General features: G+C 45.5%; 16 protein-coding genes. 3 read left to right on the top strand and 13 right to left on the bottom strand.

The genetic code is table 11. The features are described from left to right. Positions 1-176 precede the first annotated feature (176 nt). Together EXU57_RS16755 and EXU57_RS16750 are read right to left on the bottom strand one after the other, a co-directional pair. Entirely contained in the window at positions 177-1,781 is a 1,605-nt protein-coding gene (locus EXU57_RS16755) for a glycoside hydrolase 43 family protein (RefSeq protein ID WP_133269390.1), read from the bottom strand. Positions 1,782-1,861: 80 nt separating this feature from the next. Beyond that, the gene (locus EXU57_RS16750) at positions 1,862-2,884 is read right to left on the bottom strand and encodes a LacI family DNA-binding transcriptional regulator (protein ID WP_133269389.1); all 1,023 of its coding nucleotides are present in this window, start codon (positions 2,882-2,884) and stop codon (positions 1,862-1,864) included. Between the two features lie 619 nt (positions 2,885-3,503). Between EXU57_RS16750 and EXU57_RS16745 the strand changes: the two genes are divergently transcribed. Both EXU57_RS16745 and EXU57_RS16740 read left to right on the top strand, forming a co-directional pair. Then, entirely contained in the window at positions 3,504-4,298 is a 795-nt protein-coding gene (locus tag EXU57_RS16745; RefSeq protein ID WP_133269388.1) for an alpha/beta fold hydrolase, read from the top strand. A gap of 145 nt (positions 4,299-4,443) precedes the next feature. Further along, positions 4,444-5,484, top strand: a complete 1,041-nt coding sequence (locus tag EXU57_RS16740; protein WP_133269387.1) for a PAS domain-containing protein — start codon at positions 4,444-4,446, stop codon at positions 5,482-5,484. A gap of 277 nt (positions 5,485-5,761) precedes the next feature. Here EXU57_RS16740 and EXU57_RS16735 read toward each other — a convergent pair whose 3' ends face one another. From EXU57_RS16735 to EXU57_RS16700, 8 genes are all read right to left on the bottom strand, one after another. Then, positions 5,762-6,529: a LytR/AlgR family response regulator transcription factor gene (locus EXU57_RS16735; RefSeq protein ID WP_133269386.1), complete on the bottom strand. Its 768-nt coding sequence runs from the start codon at positions 6,527-6,529 to the stop codon at positions 5,762-5,764. A gap of 2 nt (positions 6,530-6,531) precedes the next feature. Then, entirely contained in the window at positions 6,532-8,319 is a 1,788-nt protein-coding gene (locus tag EXU57_RS16730; RefSeq protein ID WP_133269385.1) for a sensor histidine kinase, read from the bottom strand. A 362-nt stretch (positions 8,320-8,681) separates the two neighbouring features. Further along, a complete protein-coding gene (locus EXU57_RS16725) occupies positions 8,682-9,062 on the bottom strand; it encodes a PH domain-containing protein (protein ID WP_133269384.1) in 381 nt (126 codons plus the stop codon). A gap of 192 nt (positions 9,063-9,254) precedes the next feature. Then, positions 9,255-9,788: a YbhB/YbcL family Raf kinase inhibitor-like protein gene (locus EXU57_RS16720; protein WP_207955507.1), complete on the bottom strand. Its 534-nt coding sequence runs from the start codon at positions 9,786-9,788 to the stop codon at positions 9,255-9,257. 481 nt (positions 9,789-10,269) lie between these two features. Continuing rightward, positions 10,270-11,307, bottom strand: coding sequence for an LLM class flavin-dependent oxidoreductase (locus tag EXU57_RS16715; RefSeq protein ID WP_133269383.1), 1,038 nt, complete (start codon positions 11,305-11,307; stop codon positions 10,270-10,272). Positions 11,308-11,743: 436 nt separating this feature from the next. Beyond that, entirely contained in the window at positions 11,744-12,085 is a 342-nt protein-coding gene (locus tag EXU57_RS16710) for a hypothetical protein (protein WP_133269382.1), read from the bottom strand. Positions 12,086-12,187: 102 nt separating this feature from the next. Then, positions 12,188-13,039 (bottom strand): pirin family protein, encoded by an 852-nt coding sequence (locus EXU57_RS16705; protein ID WP_243745632.1) that lies wholly within the window; start codon positions 13,037-13,039, stop codon positions 12,188-12,190. 457 nt (positions 13,040-13,496) lie between these two features. After that, the gene (locus EXU57_RS16700; RefSeq protein ID WP_133269380.1) at positions 13,497-14,045 is read right to left on the bottom strand and encodes a YceI family protein; all 549 of its coding nucleotides are present in this window, start codon (positions 14,043-14,045) and stop codon (positions 13,497-13,499) included. Between the two features lie 118 nt (positions 14,046-14,163). On the opposite strand from EXU57_RS16700, the gene EXU57_RS16695 reads away from it, so the two are divergent. Next, complete coding sequence (locus EXU57_RS16695) at positions 14,164-14,556, top strand: winged helix-turn-helix transcriptional regulator (RefSeq protein ID WP_133269379.1); 393 nt, start codon at positions 14,164-14,166, stop codon at positions 14,554-14,556. Positions 14,557-14,995: 439 nt separating this feature from the next. Here EXU57_RS16695 and EXU57_RS16690 read toward each other — a convergent pair whose 3' ends face one another. The 3 genes from EXU57_RS16690 to EXU57_RS16685 form a co-directional block, all read right to left on the bottom strand. After that, positions 14,996-15,520, bottom strand: a complete 525-nt coding sequence (locus tag EXU57_RS16690; protein WP_133269378.1) for a hypothetical protein — start codon at positions 15,518-15,520, stop codon at positions 14,996-14,998. Continuing rightward, complete coding sequence (locus tag EXU57_RS25185) at positions 15,510-15,686, bottom strand: hypothetical protein (protein ID WP_165958181.1); 177 nt, start codon at positions 15,684-15,686, stop codon at positions 15,510-15,512. Before EXU57_RS25185 ends, EXU57_RS16690 begins: the two co-directional genes overlap by 11 nt. Before the next feature lie 302 nt (positions 15,687-15,988). Next, complete coding sequence (locus EXU57_RS16685) at positions 15,989-18,301, bottom strand: c-type cytochrome (RefSeq protein ID WP_243745631.1); 2,313 nt, start codon at positions 18,299-18,301, stop codon at positions 15,989-15,991. Positions 18,302-18,465: the final 164 nt, after the last annotated feature.

Below are 18,465 nucleotides of genomic sequence, written 5' to 3'. Positions count from 1 at the left end.
TTGTTCAGGGAATGGAAAAATTGACGAAAGAAATGAAAAAATTGTTGCACCCGAATTCTTCAAAATCCTGCTGGTTAAGCCGCTTTCCTCGACCCCGGTCGTATAATTCCCTCCATCTGACCACCTTTTCGCAGCCTTTATCTATTCCGGTTGGTGTAAAACGTGGTGGGTTCGGTTTAATTGCGGCCCACTGCCCCTAGGTTTGCTGTACCGGAGATATCTTTGACCCGGAAATAATCGAAATCAGCCGAACCGCCGGGAGTTTTGGTGGCGTAGTTAAACAATGCGAAACGATACCCGATGAATTGGGGAATCGTATAAGCCATTTTTAAAGGTGAGCCGATCGGTAACCAGGTTTTTCCGTCGAGGCTATACGAAAACGTTGCTATATCCTTTTTATTCAGGAAATCACATGAAGCTTTCAGGTACACCACTGTTTGGTTAAGCGGAATGCTTTCAATCTCAACCGGTGCTCCTGTGCCTGCATTGATCATCACCAGACTCCTACTATTACCACTTGCCCGTACTGCAACAAGCCCGAAATTTTTCTGTAAAAGACCTAAACCCGCAATGTCGCCATCCTTCATATTCGAAATATCCAACGCTGTTGAGCCTTCACTAGCAGGTCCAAAGGTTCGCTGCGTAAGCGAGTTGCGCGCCATTAAAAAACTTGTGTCGACGCGTGCGGTTGTGAGCCGCAGAAAACCTTTCCGGGCTGTTAGTGACCAAAACCTGTTATCGGGATTGTGGTTCCACTGCCATACCAGCGGGAGTGAAGGTTCGTTTTTTTTCCTGGTGAATTCATCTGAAGCTACGATCCCGGGAATAAGTCCCTTACTTGCAGGAAGATCAAGCCTTCCGGGCACTTTGCCGTCTACACCCAGGATGGGCCATCCATTCTCCCACTTAACGGGCACCAGGTAGGGAATGCGGCCAACTGCACCAAAGTCGCGGAACAGGTAAGCGTACCAACTACCGTCAGGCCTGTCGATTAACCCGCCTTGTGCAACACCCAGATCCTGGAGGCCGACTTTTCCTTCCCAGGGTCCGGTAAGTTTATCTGCTCTATGGATAACCACGGTACGCATGCCTCCCGGAGGCCATGTAATATTAAACAGGTAATATTTGCCATTTACCTTGTACAGCTGAGAACCTTCGGCGCCGAGACCACCCCTTCTGCCTTCCACTTCGCTGGGCTTGCTGGCGTTTTCGATAACCACCTGGTTAACACCGCCGGGTTTGATGCCGGAAAGGTCATCACGCAGTTCAACCAGTGTAAGTTTTCCTGCCCCATAGAGCATGTAAACCTTACCATCATCGTCGAAAAACAAGGAGTGATCGTGCAGGCTGGGCTCAAACGCTATTCTTTTCCACGGTTCTTTCCCGATGTTTTTGGTGGAGTAGATATATGTTTTACCTGTCGTTTGCGCAAAGGTGCTTACATAGAAAGTGCCTTTGTGGTACCTGATACTGCTCGCCCATGATCCCCTGCCATAAGTACTTTTACCGTTTTCTAGGTTCAGGGCATCCATGTTTGCGAGGGTGTCGTAGGCATAGCTTACCAATCGCCAGTTAACCAGGTCGTTTGATTTCATGATCGGTACGCCCGGACTCATGTGCATCGTGGTGCTGCTCATATAATAGGTGTTGCCTGCCCTGACAATGGACACGTCTGGCACGTCAGCAAAAATCACGGGGTTTGTAGCCTCCCGTTGCGCTCCGACCTGGATGGCAAGGGCAATCGTAAGCATGAAGGTAAAAACGGCTGGAATAAATTTCATGAAAGGGTCTTTTTGGAATAGCAACTTAAGTGTTATAGCAATGCGAAACGCCCGATTACGGGATAACCAGGTGTTCCGTTTTAATTTGACCGGCTCGACGAAGCGCGGATGATCAATTCCGCCTCGATGGCGAACGTGGATGATGGATCCAGTTGCACCTCGTCATTAATGCTGTTGATTAACTTTCGGGCAGCGGTCTCACCGGCGATTTTACCGGGCCACCCTACGGTTGTGAGTGCGGGTTCTGCAATACCCGAGAGCATGCTGGTGTTGAGCCCAGCAAATGCAATATCAACAGGAATACGGATACCGAGGCTCTTTAATTCAGCCATGCAACTTACTGCGCAGGTATCGTTTGCTACAAAAATTCCATCCGGTAAGTGGGTCAACTTTGCGATTGCTCTTGCCGCTTCGATACCGGCTTCTACGCTAAGGTTGTTTTGAAGCACCAAATGATTACCGGTTTGTAACTGGTGTTTTTGCAGCGCCCGTTTGTAACCTTCTAAAAGCTCTGTATATATAGTGCCATCCGTAGATGAGGTAATGTGCATAATGCGCCTGCAACCGGCTTGAATAAGGTGTTCGGTAACTTTATAACCTGCATTGAGGTTGTTGAATGAGAGACTTGCCGAATTGGCGTTACAGGTATGATTGCCAAAAAAGAGTATCGGAATGTTTTTTCTCAACAGCATATCAAAAAGCTCGCTGTCTGCAGCATTGGAGTCCATCCCAACGATTAACCCATCGACGCGAAGGTTAAACATGTTTTTGGCAATTGCTCGTTCTGTTGCAGTATTATTGAATGACTGGCTGATGATAATATTATAACCCTCGTGCCGGGCAACTTCTTCCATTCCGGAGATTATGCCTGCACTATAATCATTGATTTCCGGTACGATTACCCCGATGGTATAGGAACGCAGCCGTCGAAGGCTACAAGCAAAATGATTTCTGCGATATCCGAGTTGTTCAGCTAGATCAAAAACTTTTTTTCGGGTAGAAGTTCGAACGGGGGAATTTTCCATAAAAGCGCGGCTGACTGTAGCACTGGATATTTTAAGTCTTCTCGCGATATCGTAGATCGTAATCTCTTTTTTTAGCATATGACATTTAGCATTAAGCAGGCAAGGGAAAAATCCTGAAGCAACTCGTTTTAAACCTTTGTTTTGCTGTCCGTATTGCCCGTTTGAACGTCCGGTACCCCGGACCGGCACTCTGGCTTTATAGTGGTCAGGGACAGACAAGAAACCTAAACAAAACTGCCCGCTGGTTCAAACACCATTCCTGTTATCAACAACAGTATGCATCCAAAATTATCGTTGGCTGGTTCCTTTAACTGCATTGTTTGTTGAAACCTCTAAGACAAATGTTTTATTTTAAACAGATTGAAGCGTTTGGGGGATTGTAAGCAGTTGCGCAGTGTTATAAAAGGATTGAACTTTTCGAAGTCGCTGCCTGAACCGAGGCAGGAAGTTAGGTACAGGAGCAGCCGCCGGATAAAACCAACCCTAAACCAACCCTCCATGAGCCATTATGCCCGTACTAAATGTGATCTGTGAAGTGCTGGATGTTTGCATATTGGCTGAAAAGTTCTCGTCCGAGCTACCGACTTAAAAACCCGGTTTAAGCCAGCCATGCCAGGGTATTTTAAAAGATCCTTTCCATCAACGATACGACAATAAAGACCGTGGCTGACCGTTTTGATAGATGTCAATTAAGTATATGCAAGATATTCTAAGAAGAAACAACGTTAAAGTAATTGGACACGGAAAACCCTTTATGATTTTTGCCCATGGCTTTGGGTGCGATCAAAATACCTGGAGGCACATCGTTCCCGCATTCGAAAAGGATTACACCATTGTTTTGTTTGATTATGTGGGTGCAGGCAATTCGGATCTTACTGCCTATGATGAAATGCGATATAGCAACCTTAACGGTTATGCGGAGGACGTGCTGGAGATTTGCCGCGAATTAAAGATTAATGACGCCATTTTCGTAGGGCATTCCGTTAGCAGTATGATTGGCACCCTGGCTGCCATTGCAGAGCCGACGTTTTTCAGCAAACTTCTTTTTGTAAGCCCTTCCCCTTGTTACAAAAATGACAATGGCTATAGCGGAGGAATGGAATCAAACGACTTAGAGGACCTACTGGAAGTGATGGACAGCAACTACCTGGGATGGTCGCAGAGTATGGCTTCCGTAGTAATGGGTAATGCCGATAAACCAGAACTCGGGCAAGCCCTTGCAAACAGCTTTTGTTCAACAGACCCGGAAATCGCCAAACAATTTGCAAGAGTGACCTTTATGTCGGACACGCGTTCGCAGTTGCAAAACTTAACCGTAGAAAGTCGCACGTTGCAATGCGTTGAGGATCCGCTGGCGCCAACAGAAGTAGGAGCGTATATACAGGAACACACGCCTGAAAACTCCATGGTTATTTTGAGCGCAACGGGACACTGTCCACACCTTAGTTCACCAATGGAGATCATTAAACAGCTGGAGGTTTTTCTAAACTAAGGCACTGAAACGTTTATACGACCTGCCTTTCACCGGTGATTACAACCCGGCAACACGGTAGCCCTGCAAACCACGCTACATCCCTTTATTTTCCTGGTCGGTGTAAGGATACTACCGCAGCTCTACAGCAATCGACAAAGCACACATGCAAGAAACATCTTTTACGCGCGAAAGTTTCTACTATCAGCAAGCACCTTGCGGCCTGATTTCATTTCAACCGGACGGCAGTATTGTTACTTGCAACCAGACCATGTTGAAATGGCTGAAGATCGGGCACGACGATCTGTTGAACCGATCGATTACATCAATTTTAAGTAAAGGAGCAAAGTTTTACTACCAGATGATCATGTTGCCATTGCTAAATATGCAACGGTTTGTGAACGAAGTAAACCTTGATTTCAGAAATGCTGACAACGACACCTTTTCTTGTTTAGTGAATGTCGTTTATGTAGGGAACCCCGACGGAACAGAAAGTGCCCATGCGTCAGTCTTAAAGATTGATGACCGAAAGAAATACGAGGTCGAATTACGAAACCAGAAGAACTTTGCCAATGAACAAAAGAAACGCTTCCAGTCACTGGCCAACTTCATCCCGCACCTGATATTTACGACCTCCAGGGAAGGAAAAGTAGATTTTGTAAATCAACAGGTTTTAACCTACTTCAACTTTGTAAAGGATGATTACGTATTCGACAAGATCGTCGAGAACATTCACCCCGACGACCGAAGGAATGCCATAGCAAAATGGATGGGAACGTTCAAGAGTGAAAAGGAGCTGGAGCTTGTGGCCCGGCTCAGGAATTCACCCGGCAACTACGAGTGGTTTCTTGTCCGGCTCATTCCCTACCAGGATGATGCGGGGGAGGTTAAAATGTGGTTTGGGTCATGTACAAACATTCAAAAGCAAAAAGCAGATGAATGGAACGCCCTGAACAAGCTCAACACCCGCCTGGAACAGGCCGGCGAAATCATCCTGAAAAAATCCAATGCACTTAGGGAAATCGCTTTTGAACAATCGCACCCGGTGCGTATGCCTTTGACGAACATCCTTGGCCTGCTCTCGATAATCGAAACCATGGATATGAACGACGAAATCCGAAGCCTTTTCGGACTGCTAAATCAAAGCGCAACACAGTTGGATGATGTGATCCGTAAAATTGTTCAAAAAACTGTTGAAGCACCTTAGGCGATGTAACCGCGATCAACAACGCTTGCCACTTAATCGCGAAGAAGAATTAAGCCCGGGTTCCAGCAAGACTATTCACTAAGTTTCCCTCAAGACAACATTAGACTCCTCAGGAATCGCTAATACGCAAACAGGGACAATTCCTTTTGCTAAGGAATATCCTTTGAGCCCATGGTCATTATTGCTATTGTAAATTGTTTACGTCGCACCCGGAGGGTTGTACCTGCACAGCAAACGATAACCGGGAAGCGATGCGAAGAAGGAAAACAGATCCCTATCAGCCAGGACTGCGGGACCTGATACTGTTGGTTAGCGCGGCTTTAACCTTCTCGCGGTTCAGCTTCGATACCGGCACTTTTGTTTGATCCTTCAAGAGTAATGCGCCACCGTCCTCTTTTAACCAGCTTCTTACAAATAATACATTTACCAGGTGGGATTGGTGGGTTCGAACAAAGCCCTGGTGCGCCAACAACAGTTCATATTCTTTAAGCGTTTGAGATACCAATACCTTTTCACCGGATGTCAGGTGAAACCAGGTATAGGAGTTGTTAGACTCACAACGAATGATCTTGTCCAAATCTACATACAACGTTTCATTGGATAGCGGCAATGCAATGCGGACCGGCAGGTCGATACCCTGGTTGAGATGTTGCAATAGGTAATCTATTCTTTCATTGTTTTGTCGTACCGCTATCCTGATCTTCGCTTTTGCAATCGCTTGCTGCAATTCACCTATATCTACCGGTTTCAGCAGGTAATCCAATGCAGCGAACTTGATGGCCTGGATACCATACTGATCGTATGCGGTAACAAAGATTACCTCGAAGTCTACACTACCCAGTTGCTCCAGTAAACTAAAACCTGTACCGTCCTGCATACGGATGTCAAGAAAAACCACATCAGGAGACTTTTGGCGGATCATCGAAACACCGTCCTGAACGCCCGTTGCTTCGGCGACTTCGGTTACACCGGGACAAAACTGCCTCAGTAACTCCCGTAAGTTTTCACGATTTGAGGCCTCATCGTCTACAACCAGTGCGCGCATACTTACAACCAATTTTGAAGGGTAATTAAAACTGTTGTTCCGTTTGTTCCCGAATTGATCTTTAAAACCAGGGGTGGTTCCTGGTGAAAGTTATTCAATAGTTCAATACGCTTCCTAGACAACTCCAGCCCCATGCCGCCGGGTTGCAGTGCTTCGTCGAATCCGGATCCATTGTCTTGTACAGTCACTACCAGGTTATTGTTTTCCCGTTTCAGCAATACCTTAATCAGCCCTTTTTCCCCGAGTGGGGCAACACCATGTTTTACCGCGTTTTCCACAAAAGGCTGAATAAGCATTGCTGGTATTTCTGTATTTACGTCGTCTATGTCTCCTGATGTTTCAATATGGTAGCTGAAGTTAAATCGCAGTTGCTCCATTTGCAGGTAATCATCAAGTAGTTTAACTTCTTCGGATATGCTGATCAGGTCGGTTTTGTTTTCGTTGAGGGCACTTCGGGTTATGCGGGCAAACCTGGAGAGATAGAGGTTAGCTGCACCCATATCGTTTTTATTAATCAGGTTTTGGATGCCGGCCAGAGCGTTAAACAGAAAGTGTGGATTAAGCCGGGCCCTTACGGAAGTAAGCTGAAGTCTTGCCATCTCACGCTGGCGTGCGGCCAGGGCTAACCTGTTTTTATTACGACGTTGTAAATAAGTGACCAACACGACACCAGACAAGAATAAGACTCCTAAGGCGGATAACATTTCCCGGAGCGAAAAGAGCGTGTTGTTCGCGGCCTGTACCGTAAAGGGCACAACAATCGCCCGTGCCATATTGTTTTTGCGAAAATCGCCCGGCACTTCCGGAACAACCATGATTTCGTATTGTCCTGCCTTATTAAAAAAAGAGCTATTGATTCTAAGGAATGGAGAACTACCATAATACGAAAGTTCCCATGCATTAGATATGTACGCCGTGTCGATCTTTTTACCGATGGTGCGTTTAAGGTAAACATTGTACAAGTCGTTCTGGACTGTTGGATCCATGCTTACAGCCAGATGATTGATGCTATCCGACCAGTCGAATTTTATACGCCCTTTCTCCCACTGTTCCCGGCTAAAATGAAATTGTTTGTTGTTGGGTATGTAGTGCTGCTGGTGAGGCCTGAAAAGGTATTGGTTCGTATGGTTCACCACTATTGATTGCAGCCGGGGCGCTGGCATGTAGAGGTCATTAAAGATGGATACACTGCGGTCGTAATACCTGTTTTTTCGATAAAGCTCGAGCCTGATAAGTTTCTGTTTGGCCCTAAACTTTCCAAGGTATGCATAGGTCAGGCCATTGGTAGTTCTGAATTCCGTTGGGCTTGCCCACGATTGAACTTCAATGCTGTCGTTGACGGTAATATGATAAAGAAAGCTGTCCTTGTTTTGCGGGGTGATCCCTGCTGCGGCAATCTCCACTTCAGCAGCACCGTTGAGCCAGTACAAAGTACCTGTTCCGTAATAACTGACATTGGCCCTTAACCGAATTAAGGAGTCACTTGCAGGATAGTGCCATTTAACAAAAAGCTGGAAGTCTTTCGCTGCCCTACCGCGCTGCCAACGTTCGCCCCCGTTCTCCATTTTATATCGCCAGGAAGTAGTGTCAGCATCAAAAGCGCGTAGCACCGTGTCTGTTCTTTGTGCATACCCGCTAAGATTGAGACAGGTAAACAAGGCAAAAACGAGCCAGAGATTAGGCGCTACACAGCTCCTAGCAGCGAGAGAGTTATATGTAGAACTTCGGCTTGATTGCCGCTGCTGCTGGTTAAGCTGAACGGTTTTTGAGATCGATGTAGGTTGTTGCATAACGGGTATGATTACCGAACAAATCTGGCTCTTCTTACCCGGGTCTCAAAGTGGAAGTAAGCAGATACAACAAAGCACTTAGCATTGGCCGGTTTTAGGGAAGAATTCAACCCTGCCCATTGACCCACTCGTATCTTGGAACGGGTTTTCTGCTTTTAGATAGCCTTGCTGTCCTTCCCGCGCGGACTGTTTAGTTCCGGCCGACTGATTGCCAGAATCAAAGCTTCGCAAGCCTTGTGCTAATTATATGGCTTAAGCACATAGGTGTACCTTGTATAAAGGTGGTGGATACAGGCAAGGGTTAGCATCCAGTTCTGGTTGTTCAGCAGCAATCCACTAGCCCTGATGAAGATAGCCAAACACTATTTTAGCACATAGGTTGCAAGTACCCTATGTACATCGTATACGTTAACCGACTTGTTAAATTGCTTCCTGACACTGGGGGTCTGTTCGCTGGATACCCAGACCTTCAGTTCAGCGTCAAGGTCAAAGGTCCCCGAAGTTTCTATGCTAAATCGGGATATACTTTTGTAAGAAATCGATGTGTATTCGACCTTACCTCCGGTTAGCCCTTGCTTGTCTACAAGAATTAACCGTTTATTGGTGAATATAAACGTGTCCCTGATCAGCTTAAAGCCCAGCTCAAGTTCTTCACCTTTAACCAGCAGTTGACCATATGACTTCTTCAAATCCTCGCGGCTCACAGCACCTGCGTTTCCCAGTAAAGAAGAAAATATTCCCATAGTATAGCTACGTCCTACTCTTTTGGCTTTTCGGTTACGCCCCGTTTATATTGGTTTCAGGTCTCCAGGTATGCGTACAATTACTCTTTATTAATAATTAAAATCGGAAGCTTTGCGAGCGATGTTCAATTTCAAGAGCAAATCTTCAAAGCAATTAAATCTTGTTAAACCATAGCATGAATGCGTCTATTGTCACGTCCTGAATAATCCGGTCAATGTAGTCTCAGCCAGTATATGACCTTTCATAGCCTCTACAAGTTCCTCCCTGTTCATCCCCTCTTTTTGAGGCGAGCTTATATCCAACGCATATATGGTAAAAATATAACGATGCGTTCCACCCGGGGGGCAAGGACCATTGTATCCCTTTTCATCCCAACTATTTAGACCGTCTGTTGCTTTAAAATCTGCGATACCCTTTTTCTCCTCGAGACTCGTAACTGTGCCTGGTATATTGTATATCACCCAGTGCACCCACGTACCCATTGGTGCGTCAGGATCGTCAAGGATGATAGCAAAAGATTTTGTTTTTTCAGGAAATCCATACCAGCTAAGTGGCGGCGATACATTCGTGCTATCGCAGGTATATCTGGCCGGAATAGGTTTACCGTTACTGAAGGCTGAGCTTATCAGTTTGAAGTTGTTTACGGTTTGCGACTTTGCAATACTTGCCCCAAGGAATAACATCAGAAAGAGAAAGCATGACCGGATTCTTTTTTGAATGTTCACACCTGGTATTTAAGTAGGTAGAAAATTGATTTGGTCCTTTTCCAAATTTAAGCTCCAATTGTAATGACCGCCGGATGAACTGGAGCTTACAAAGTTGCAGGCGAACGGGAACCTTCTAAAGATACATAAAGATGAAACTAATCAAAGTGTAACGTTTGGCATCCGGTGCTGGGTCAGGCTTCTTAAAGTTGAGAGAGCAAACTTCTACGAAATGATAAGGTGATTTATGTCGCTAGCCAGGAAATCGGTCCCCTGCGAGTTCGGGGTTGTTTAAACATTATTGATCCGAAATCACACGTCGTTTAGTTGAGCACCCTTGTGATTACTAACCTGCAATATGGCCCGGCATAGTTAGGGGTCAATCCGGCGGCAACCTTCTTTGTATTGGTGTTTGCCAACCGGGTTTGTACTCCAGGAAAGTGTTGCGTTACATGCCGCAAACTCTATTGAAACGATATTGTATTAAAGACGTTTTAGCATCTTATGCCTTAATACCCAAAGCTTCTCTAACCTTAGGTGCAATCTTCGTCCCAAATATCTCGATGGATTTCATCATCGTTTCATGCGATGGTCCGCCAACATCCATGTGGGCGGAAAAACGGGTCAGACCAAACATCTCGTGCATGTGGAGGATCTTATCAATCGCTTCATTTGCGTCGCCGATAATGAGATGACCTTGTGGTGAACGGCCCTGTTCATACTGTTGCTTTGTATATGCCGGCCATCCCCTTTGCTTACCAACCCGGTTCATTTGGGCAGCATATACCGAATAATAATCCTCTGCCGTCTGCCTGCTGTGCTCACCAAAAAATGCATGTATATGCACCCCTACTTTTAGTGCTGCCGTAGGGTGGCCAAAATGCTCGAGCGCCCGCCGGTAATATTCGAACAGGGGCTTGATCTGTGCGGGATTACCACCAATGATCGCAAAGATGACAGGAAGGTTATACTTCGCAGCTCTTACTACCGACTCCGGCGTACCACCAATGGCAACCCAAATGTCTAAGGCATCGTTTACTGCACGTGGTAAGACCTGTTGGTTCTCCAAAGCCGGGCGGAACTTGCCTTTCCATGTTACCCGGGGCTGCCTATTGATCTGCAACAGTAGTTCTAGTTTCTCCTCAAACAACTCATCATAATCCTGCAGGTTATTACCAAACAAGGGAAAAGACTCCGTAAAACTTCCGCGACCTACCATCAGTTCAGCACGCCCGTTGCTGATCAGGTCCACTGTAGCAAAGCTTTGGTAGAGCCGAACAGGGTCCGACGAACTTAATACCGAAACAGCGCTTCCGAGCCTGATCCGTTTTGTTACCGTTGCCGCTGCGGCCAGTATAATTTCAGGAGTCGAGACCGCATAATCAGGACGATGATGTTCACCTATTCCAAAAAAGTCAAGCCCTACCTCATCCATCAATTTGATCTCTTCTATCAATTCCTGCATCTTCTGCTGTGCAGGTTGCACTTCGCCCTTACTGTTGATGTGCAGATCGCCAAACATCCCAACACCTATTTCCATACTACTGGTTTTTATTTCAATATTTTACGAAGGTACTTGCTATACCCCACCTGGCATCCTATGGCAAGCAGGTTTGTATTAACTATATGACGAGGAAAAAAGTTGGCTCAGCAATGGCCGTATGCGGCGGAAGTACAATATTAAATCACGAGCAGTTTAGCAATTTGGCCGTACGCAAAACCTGCTCAACCGGAGCGTTGCAGTTGAATGGAGCGTCGCAACGCTGAAACATCAGGGAACCCACCGCAGGTACCCACATAGGCATCTTATATTCGCGCAGGGGCAATGTATTCATTGGTTGGCATTATTCGCTCGAACTTCTTTTACTGCACTAATCACTGATACTTTGATACGCTAACAACCAGGTGGTGTTGTTTTTGTCTCCCTTATATTTTCAATCTCTGGTACACTTTTAAAAGTTAAGCATGGCGGGCAATTACCGCTGATAATTTACCGGCCAGCTATAAATGCTGAAACTTTCTACCGGGCCTGGCGTTTGCTTGTTAATGGGAGTTATGGCCGTAGAAGAGTCCCTCTTTGTTATAGGGACGTTCCTGGTACGATCTTTTCTCTTCCATTTGATTACCTCCCGGATGGCCATAACCAGTACGATAATAGAAGCTACCGGCATTAACATAATACCCACAGCCAGGGCAACTATAAAGAAAGAAGCAAATATGCAAAGCTCTAAAATTGCCTCAGCAATTGGTTCCAATCCCTTGCTCATATCTTCCTCCTTTTTGTAATTTTTCAAAAGGATGATCAATTGGAATGCCATTGAAAATTTGTCAGAAATCGGTGTCAACTAAAATCGTTGCAACCCATTTCACCTGCAAAGATGATCGACATTTTGCGGTACAGGGTCGCTCAACTTTTTTTTCTACCAACTCAGGCGCTGACTTTCCGGTACGGTTGATATGTGCTTCATTTTGCCCCGCCGGTATTCGCTGTAAAAACGACTGATGTCCTCTGAAGTGTCTGCAATGAAGGGACCATGTGAAACAATCTTGTCCCCGGTTGGTTTACCGCTGTACAGCGCAAACCGAACGCCGAGTGAGCCCGCTGTTAACCCTAACGCACTTGCAGAATCATCCGTTCCCAAATCTAACCAGCCTACCTGGCCCTTGTTCAATACCGTTTGGTCATCACCAATAAGCACACTACCATCCAGCACATATAAAAAGGTATTGAAGTGGGCAGGTATTTCAAGGGTAGTTGTCGTACCGGGATCAATGCTGACATCTGCAATCGTCATTGGCGTATGATTTTTAACAGGCGAAGTCAAACCTGCCAGTGAACCGCTGTACAGTTTTATATGTACACCGCCTTCGTGTAAAGTTGGAGCATGTTCGAACGGCAGATCCTGCACCCTTGGTTGGGCCAACCTGTCTTGCTTAGGCAGGTTCACCCATAGTTGTAGCAGGCGCATGGTAGCAGCCTTGTCGATTGTTTCTGTATGCACAATGCCACTGCCTGCAGTCATAAGCTGGAAGTCGCCGGCTTTCATCGTATGTGCTGCATCACCTACTTCGCCTTCCAACAGCAGGGATACTGTTTCAAAACCTGCATGCGGATGAGCACCGCCAACAGGGGTATTATCTTTCTTGTCCAGGTAATCGTCCATCAGCATTATGAACGGATCACTAGTGGAAAAGCCACCTGTTATTACAGCCCGGGCCGTATGATCAGGACCAAGAAAACCAGGTTCGGCTTTCGGCGTTTCTATTCTCACTAATTTTCGTTTAATAACCATAGTTGCTATTATTAATTGTTATTCGTTTTGCTATTTGAAGTGAATGGTCAATCAATGTTGTTCATGTAGCCCTGGAAACTTTTACGCTACGATCTTCGCTCGTCCGGCCTTATAAAAATGGCGTTAAGAAAATTGACTAATGTCTCGTTAAGCAGCGAAAATGCAGAGTTGTAGCCCTATGATATTCACAAGTTTCCGCAGACAAAAGACAAACAGACCGGCTTTAGCTTTTTCGCTGTAGAGACATTAGGCAATTTTAGCCGATTTTTATACAGCCTTGAATTTTCTTTGGTCACTTTCTTTTTTTCAAGAAAAAGAAAGTGACAACACTGCATATAAGGAGGCTTATGATATATCTGCAATCCAAGCGAGCAGCTTAAGCAAATTACATTGAATAAGGAGCAGTGATTCATTGAAGAAAAGCGCAGCTACCTTTTTAAGCAGCAACACTTACCCCTTGTTTTACAACTTGTATTTCACTGAATATTCTCAGTTCTTCGCTTAGTGCTACCCCACCTGTTTCAAGCACGCTGTTGAAGTTTACACCCCATTCGCTTCGGTTAATCTTACCCGTAACCACAAAACCCGCTCTTTCTCCACCCCATGGATCTTTGGTTACGCCGTTATATTCAACCTGCAGTTTTACCGGCCTGCTTACGCCTTTAAGTGTCAGCTCGCCAAACAGGCTGAAGGTTTCCCCGTCTATCTTTTCGAGTCTTGTAGAAGTGAACTTCAACTCCGGATACTTTTCTACTTCAAAAAAATCGGAATTGCGCAGGTGGGCGTCACGCTGTTCATTGTTGGTTGAAAGCGAAGCCATGTCGGCCGACAAGTTAATTTTAGCTGTGGTGAAATCTTCACCCACTGTTTCAACTTCAGCCTTAAAGTTTTTCAGCGTTCCTGAAACGTGGCTGATCATCAGGTGTTTTATTTTAAAACCCAGTTCGCTGTGTGTTGGGTCCAATACCCATTTTGTTGTTGCCATAATTGTTTTTTTTGATTGTTTAAATTGATGAAGCAAAACTACCTACCTTTACTTTCATAAAGTAACCAGTATACTAAAGGTTACTAGTTACCTTTAAGTAAGCAGTAAAATTCCTGTTATGGCCAAGTTGAAAATGGATAAGGAGATCACTTCGCATGCACAGTGTAAATCCACCCTGAACTCTGTTGCAGATGCCCTGTATGTAATCGGCGGTAAGTGGAAGCTCAGAATTATTGTCGCGCTAACAGAAGGCAACAGGCGGTTTAATGAAATGCAACGGTTGATCGAGGGCATCTCCGCGAAAGTGTTGTCAACCGAATTAAAAGACCTGGAACTAAACGGCTTTGTACGCCGGAAGGTGTATACCGGCACACCGGTGGTGGTGGAGTACGAGTTGACGGAATACGCCGAAACCCTGGGTGGGGTGCTACAGGCGCTCAGTGAATGGGGCGCAAAGCATAAAGAAATGGTGAAGAAGGGAATGCATAAGGCAGAGGCTTCGGTCAATTAACTGCGGGTCTCCTGTTGAGATTCTTTTGGTTACCAACATTGGTTTTCTATAGCATCAACGTTGCCACGTCCGCCCGGCTGGCCATTCGGACGGGCTCGGTTATACTGCAACGCGTTGGGCACCTTCAGCTTCAAATTCAAACGCGTTGTGTGTTCTCGTGGCGATCCTTTTTCTGAACACCAGAAAGCCACTTGCTTCGCTAATGCCGGGGCTCCTTCGTCCATGCACAAATCTTTTGGAATACACCAACCGGACAATAAAAAGGAACGATCAATTTCCAAATACCAGACTTAACCAGGTTTGTAATTTGCGTCCGAAGTTGTGTTGCGGAACACTACGCAGAGGCTTGAAGAAGACCCAGCAAGACGAAAAACATATAAATTCTTTTAAAAAAGGATGGTCAATCTTTGTTGTTTAGCCGCCCGGTGCAAGCAACATGTTAGCGGAAATCAACGTCGTCAGTGCTGTCAGATTTTCTGAGCTTTTTAAGTTGGCTTACATCTTCCAGATCTATAGGTCTTCCTTGTCGTTCTTTGTTAACAATAAGATCCTCACGATTAATGAAAGGGATTTCAATACCTTCTACATTTATCAAGTCACGTGTATCATACGAGTTACGAAATTTTGAGGATTCCCCAATCGATGGTAAGAAATCTAAAGTAAATTCTTCATATTCGAACTTAAAGAATGATTTATGGGGATCGGGACTTTGTTCATCCCGAAATTCACTGACATCTTCTCCTAAAGCTTCTAGTGCACTTAGCAGGTTGAAGTAATTTGGGTACATGGGATCATACCAAACATCTAAATCAAACTTTTCTGTCGGCGTGCCAGATTTTGATTGTGACCATCGAAAGAAACCATGTAACGCCACCGCAGAACCACCGACAATCATGTAGCGCACACTGCAGCTATTAAGTACCTCGCAAATACGTAGTATTATGTCGGTTAGTTTATCCTCCATGTTTGCCTGGCCTGTTGTCTGTTCTATTCTCTTGAGTAACCTTATATTGACTTAGGTTTGTAAACACACTTCTCAGGCCTGCTTCCCGCTTTCTTAAGGGTTTAGACGTACCTACTGCACTTGCTTTGAGGTTCTCGAAGCTGTCATACCGTTTCAACTTCTTCATTATGTAAGCTGTATAATAAAAGTAAAAATGTTGTGTGTAAAGATACATTTTTTACGAGGTACTCGTGCTGTTTACAAGGTGGTTTTCTATATTGCCATTACCACTAACAACCTATTTATTTAATGGTGTTAGCGTAAGACCGGGGTCCCTCATCTAGGCACAAGTCTTTCACAGGAAACTCCCAGCAGGGATTTACATTACCCCGCAGCTAAAAAAACTTGCGGAACACTCAGGAGCGACTAGAAATGAAAAGGCTTTCATGCTCTAAACCTGAGGAACACTTTTGTCACCAGGTCTACCAATTAATTATTTTTATTCAACTCATCGGTTGTAAACGCCTTCTGTCGACCGCTTAGCTTCCTGCGAACATCAGTTACCTCTTCAGCCTTCACTTTGTCGGCATTATTACTCCACGACTTGCGGATCAGGCTTAATACCTGTGCGATATCTTCATCTGAATAATCTGTGTTATTGCCAATTCCCGGCATCTCGCCAGTGATTTCAGGTGCTTTATAAACCTTTTTATTTACCGTTACAGGCCCGGTTAATCCATACAAAACAATTTTGATCAGCCTGTTCTTATCACCAACAACCCAATCAGAATTTCGTAAGGGTGGCGCAAGTGTTTTTATCCCATTGCCCTCCGCACCATGGCAAGTTTGACATACCGCGTTATACAGGGCGAGGCCTTTAGGAAAGTCTTTTTTCAAAGCCTCGCTATTTATTGTTTTCCCATTTTGAATGTTTGTTATTATCGTGTTTAACGACTTGTTTATTGCCATTGCGCGATCCGTAACCTGTAAACTTACCTGCTTTGCAAAAGTTTCTTCGGTGCCGTTTATATTGCTGATGATGGCATCAGCAACATATACACTGTTGGGGTGTGCAACAGCTATGTTTAGCGCAAGTTTATTCGCGGCTACAGAATCAAACTGCTTTATGGTCCCGGTTATAAAAGCCAGGTAAGGCGCTATTAGCGTATCTTTTTTTTCTACCAGCTGGTTTAGCAAGGGAAGGTATTGGCCCAACGTTGTTTTAGTTATTACAGATGGTAGTGCGGTTAGTGACTGCACCTGGAACTTCCAGTTTGCGCTCGTCAAAAGCGGACTGATATCATCCGGGCTTAATGCATCCAAACCTTCCAGCGTCCACAAAGCATGATTTACCAACAGCGGGTTATTTGTTCGTTTTAACTGTTGTTTGATAGAAGGGATTACCTGTGTCAACCTTCGTTCTACAATCAGCTGTTGGGCTTTATCACGTACCCAACCATTGGGATGTTGCAGCAGGTTTACCAGGCTATCCGCCCTGGTTGGCAATCCGGCATACCGGTTGGTCCCGGTTGCTATTGGTACTATTTTATAAATTCTTCCGCACGTAAGCGGTTCTGTTAATTGCCTGCTTTTTATTTCTTCTTTAAGGTAGCCGGTGAGGTAAGTTTTGTGTTGAATAATACCGCGGTACATATCCACCACGTACAAGGCACCATCAGGGCCCCCATACAAGGTTACCGGCCGGAAACGTTCATCCCTGCTGGATAGAAATTCCGTTCCTTCATACGCCTGCCTGCCCTGCACACGATATCCCGTTTCTTCAAGTATATTTCTTTTGATAAGATTGCCGGCAGGTTCGCCAACAAAAGCATTCGACTGGTATGCTTTTCCAAACAGGTCGCCACGATAGATAACCGGACCAGAGGCGGCAGTAAAGTTTCTAAGCTTTAAGCTATCATCCAGGATGCCCTCCATATACCCCCTGTTAACGCCCGGCGTGGGCCGTAATGGATAAACCCGCTTATCCCGCACGATCTCTTCCTGGTACCCTGCAATGTTCTTTTGATCCGTATTACCGGCGCCAAGTTTGGGCAAGAAATAATCACCCAATAGGTTTGCAGAATTATGATTGTAATATAAACGACCGTCATTATCCTGCGATATCCCCCACTGCCCTCTTGAATGTGTCCGTTCGATCAGCCATTTCGATCCTTTCTTCTTGTAGCGGCTGTCACAATCGGCGCTGTAGATCCAGTTATCTAATCCGTAGATGAGACCATTAGCCTGGTGCTCCGGGTTGCCTCCTGCAGCATAGGTAGGGTCTACCAACACGCGTTTGCCAGGTTTGTCATTGCGGATATCGATATACCATAGATTAGGGGGTTCAGCTACCAGTATTCCCCCTTCTACAAGACAAAGGGCGCGTGGTAACACGAGGCCGTCCATAAAAACCTTTCTACGGTCCATTAGCCCGTCCCCGTTGGTATCTTCGAGAATAACAATTCTACCGGTGGGTTGATCTTCACCTGTACCAAGCGTATCAGGCATATAATTCATCATTTCACAAACCCAGATGCGCCCACGCTCATCAAACTTTATAGCAACCGGTGCAGTCACAAGCGGTTCTGCAGCTACTAACCGGATCTCGAAGCCGTCTTCCAGCTGCATCCGCTTCATCGACTCCTCCGGCGATAGTACCGGGGCATCAGCAATAGATCGTTTGATTGCTGCCGTATCAACCGGGGCGCTGCTACCCTTGCCTGTACCTGGGTTACAAGCCGTCAACTGAATTACATACAACAAGACTACCAGGTGTATACAACATACTATACGCTTCATCATATTAAAATAACACGGCAATTGATTAGTTAGTTGCAATATAGGAAAAAGTAGGCCTGGTGAATTGACCGGTACCTTTTGAAATCCCACACTACAGAAATTAAAAGCGCCGATGGTAAAAACGTTTGTAAACTGAACAGTGCTACAGCCTCACTGCCCTTAGGTGG

It is taken from the genome of Segetibacter sp. 3557_3, assembly GCF_004354985.1.
GTDB lineage: Bacteria > Bacteroidota > Bacteroidia > Chitinophagales > Chitinophagaceae > Segetibacter.
This window is presented reverse-complemented; position numbering and strand designations above follow the sequence as displayed.

Coding starts and splice junctions, on each gene's coding strand:
- EXU57_RS16755 (WP_133269390.1), bottom strand. CDS start 1,781: ATGAAATTTATTCCAGCCGTTTTTACCTTCATGCTTACGATTGCCCTT.
- EXU57_RS16750 (WP_133269389.1), bottom strand. CDS start 2,884: ATGCTAAAAAAAGAGATTACGATCTACGATATCGCGAGAAGACTTAAA.
- EXU57_RS16745 (WP_133269388.1), top strand. CDS start 3,504: ATGCAAGATATTCTAAGAAGAAACAACGTTAAAGTAATTGGACACGGA.
- EXU57_RS16740 (WP_133269387.1), top strand. CDS start 4,444: ATGCAAGAAACATCTTTTACGCGCGAAAGTTTCTACTATCAGCAAGCA.
- EXU57_RS16735 (WP_133269386.1), bottom strand. CDS start 6,529: ATGCGCGCACTGGTTGTAGACGATGAGGCCTCAAATCGTGAAAACTTA.
- EXU57_RS16730 (WP_133269385.1), bottom strand. CDS start 8,319: ATGCAACAACCTACATCGATCTCAAAAACCGTTCAGCTTAACCAGCAG.
- EXU57_RS16725 (WP_133269384.1), bottom strand. CDS start 9,062: ATGGGAATATTTTCTTCTTTACTGGGAAACGCAGGTGCTGTGAGCCGC.
- EXU57_RS16715 (WP_133269383.1), bottom strand. CDS start 11,307: ATGGAAATAGGTGTTGGGATGTTTGGCGATCTGCACATCAACAGTAAG.
- EXU57_RS16710 (WP_133269382.1), bottom strand. CDS start 12,085: ATGGCATTCCAATTGATCATCCTTTTGAAAAATTACAAAAAGGAGGAA.
- EXU57_RS16700 (WP_133269380.1), bottom strand. CDS start 14,045: ATGGCAACAACAAAATGGGTATTGGACCCAACACACAGCGAACTGGGT.
- EXU57_RS16695 (WP_133269379.1), top strand. CDS start 14,164: ATGGCCAAGTTGAAAATGGATAAGGAGATCACTTCGCATGCACAGTGT.
- EXU57_RS16690 (WP_133269378.1), bottom strand. CDS start 15,520: ATGGAGGATAAACTAACCGACATAATACTACGTATTTGCGAGGTACTT.
- EXU57_RS25185 (WP_165958181.1), bottom strand. CDS start 15,686: ATGAAGAAGTTGAAACGGTATGACAGCTTCGAGAACCTCAAAGCAAGT.
- EXU57_RS16685 (WP_243745631.1), bottom strand. CDS start 18,301: ATGATGAAGCGTATAGTATGTTGTATACACCTGGTAGTCTTGTTGTAT.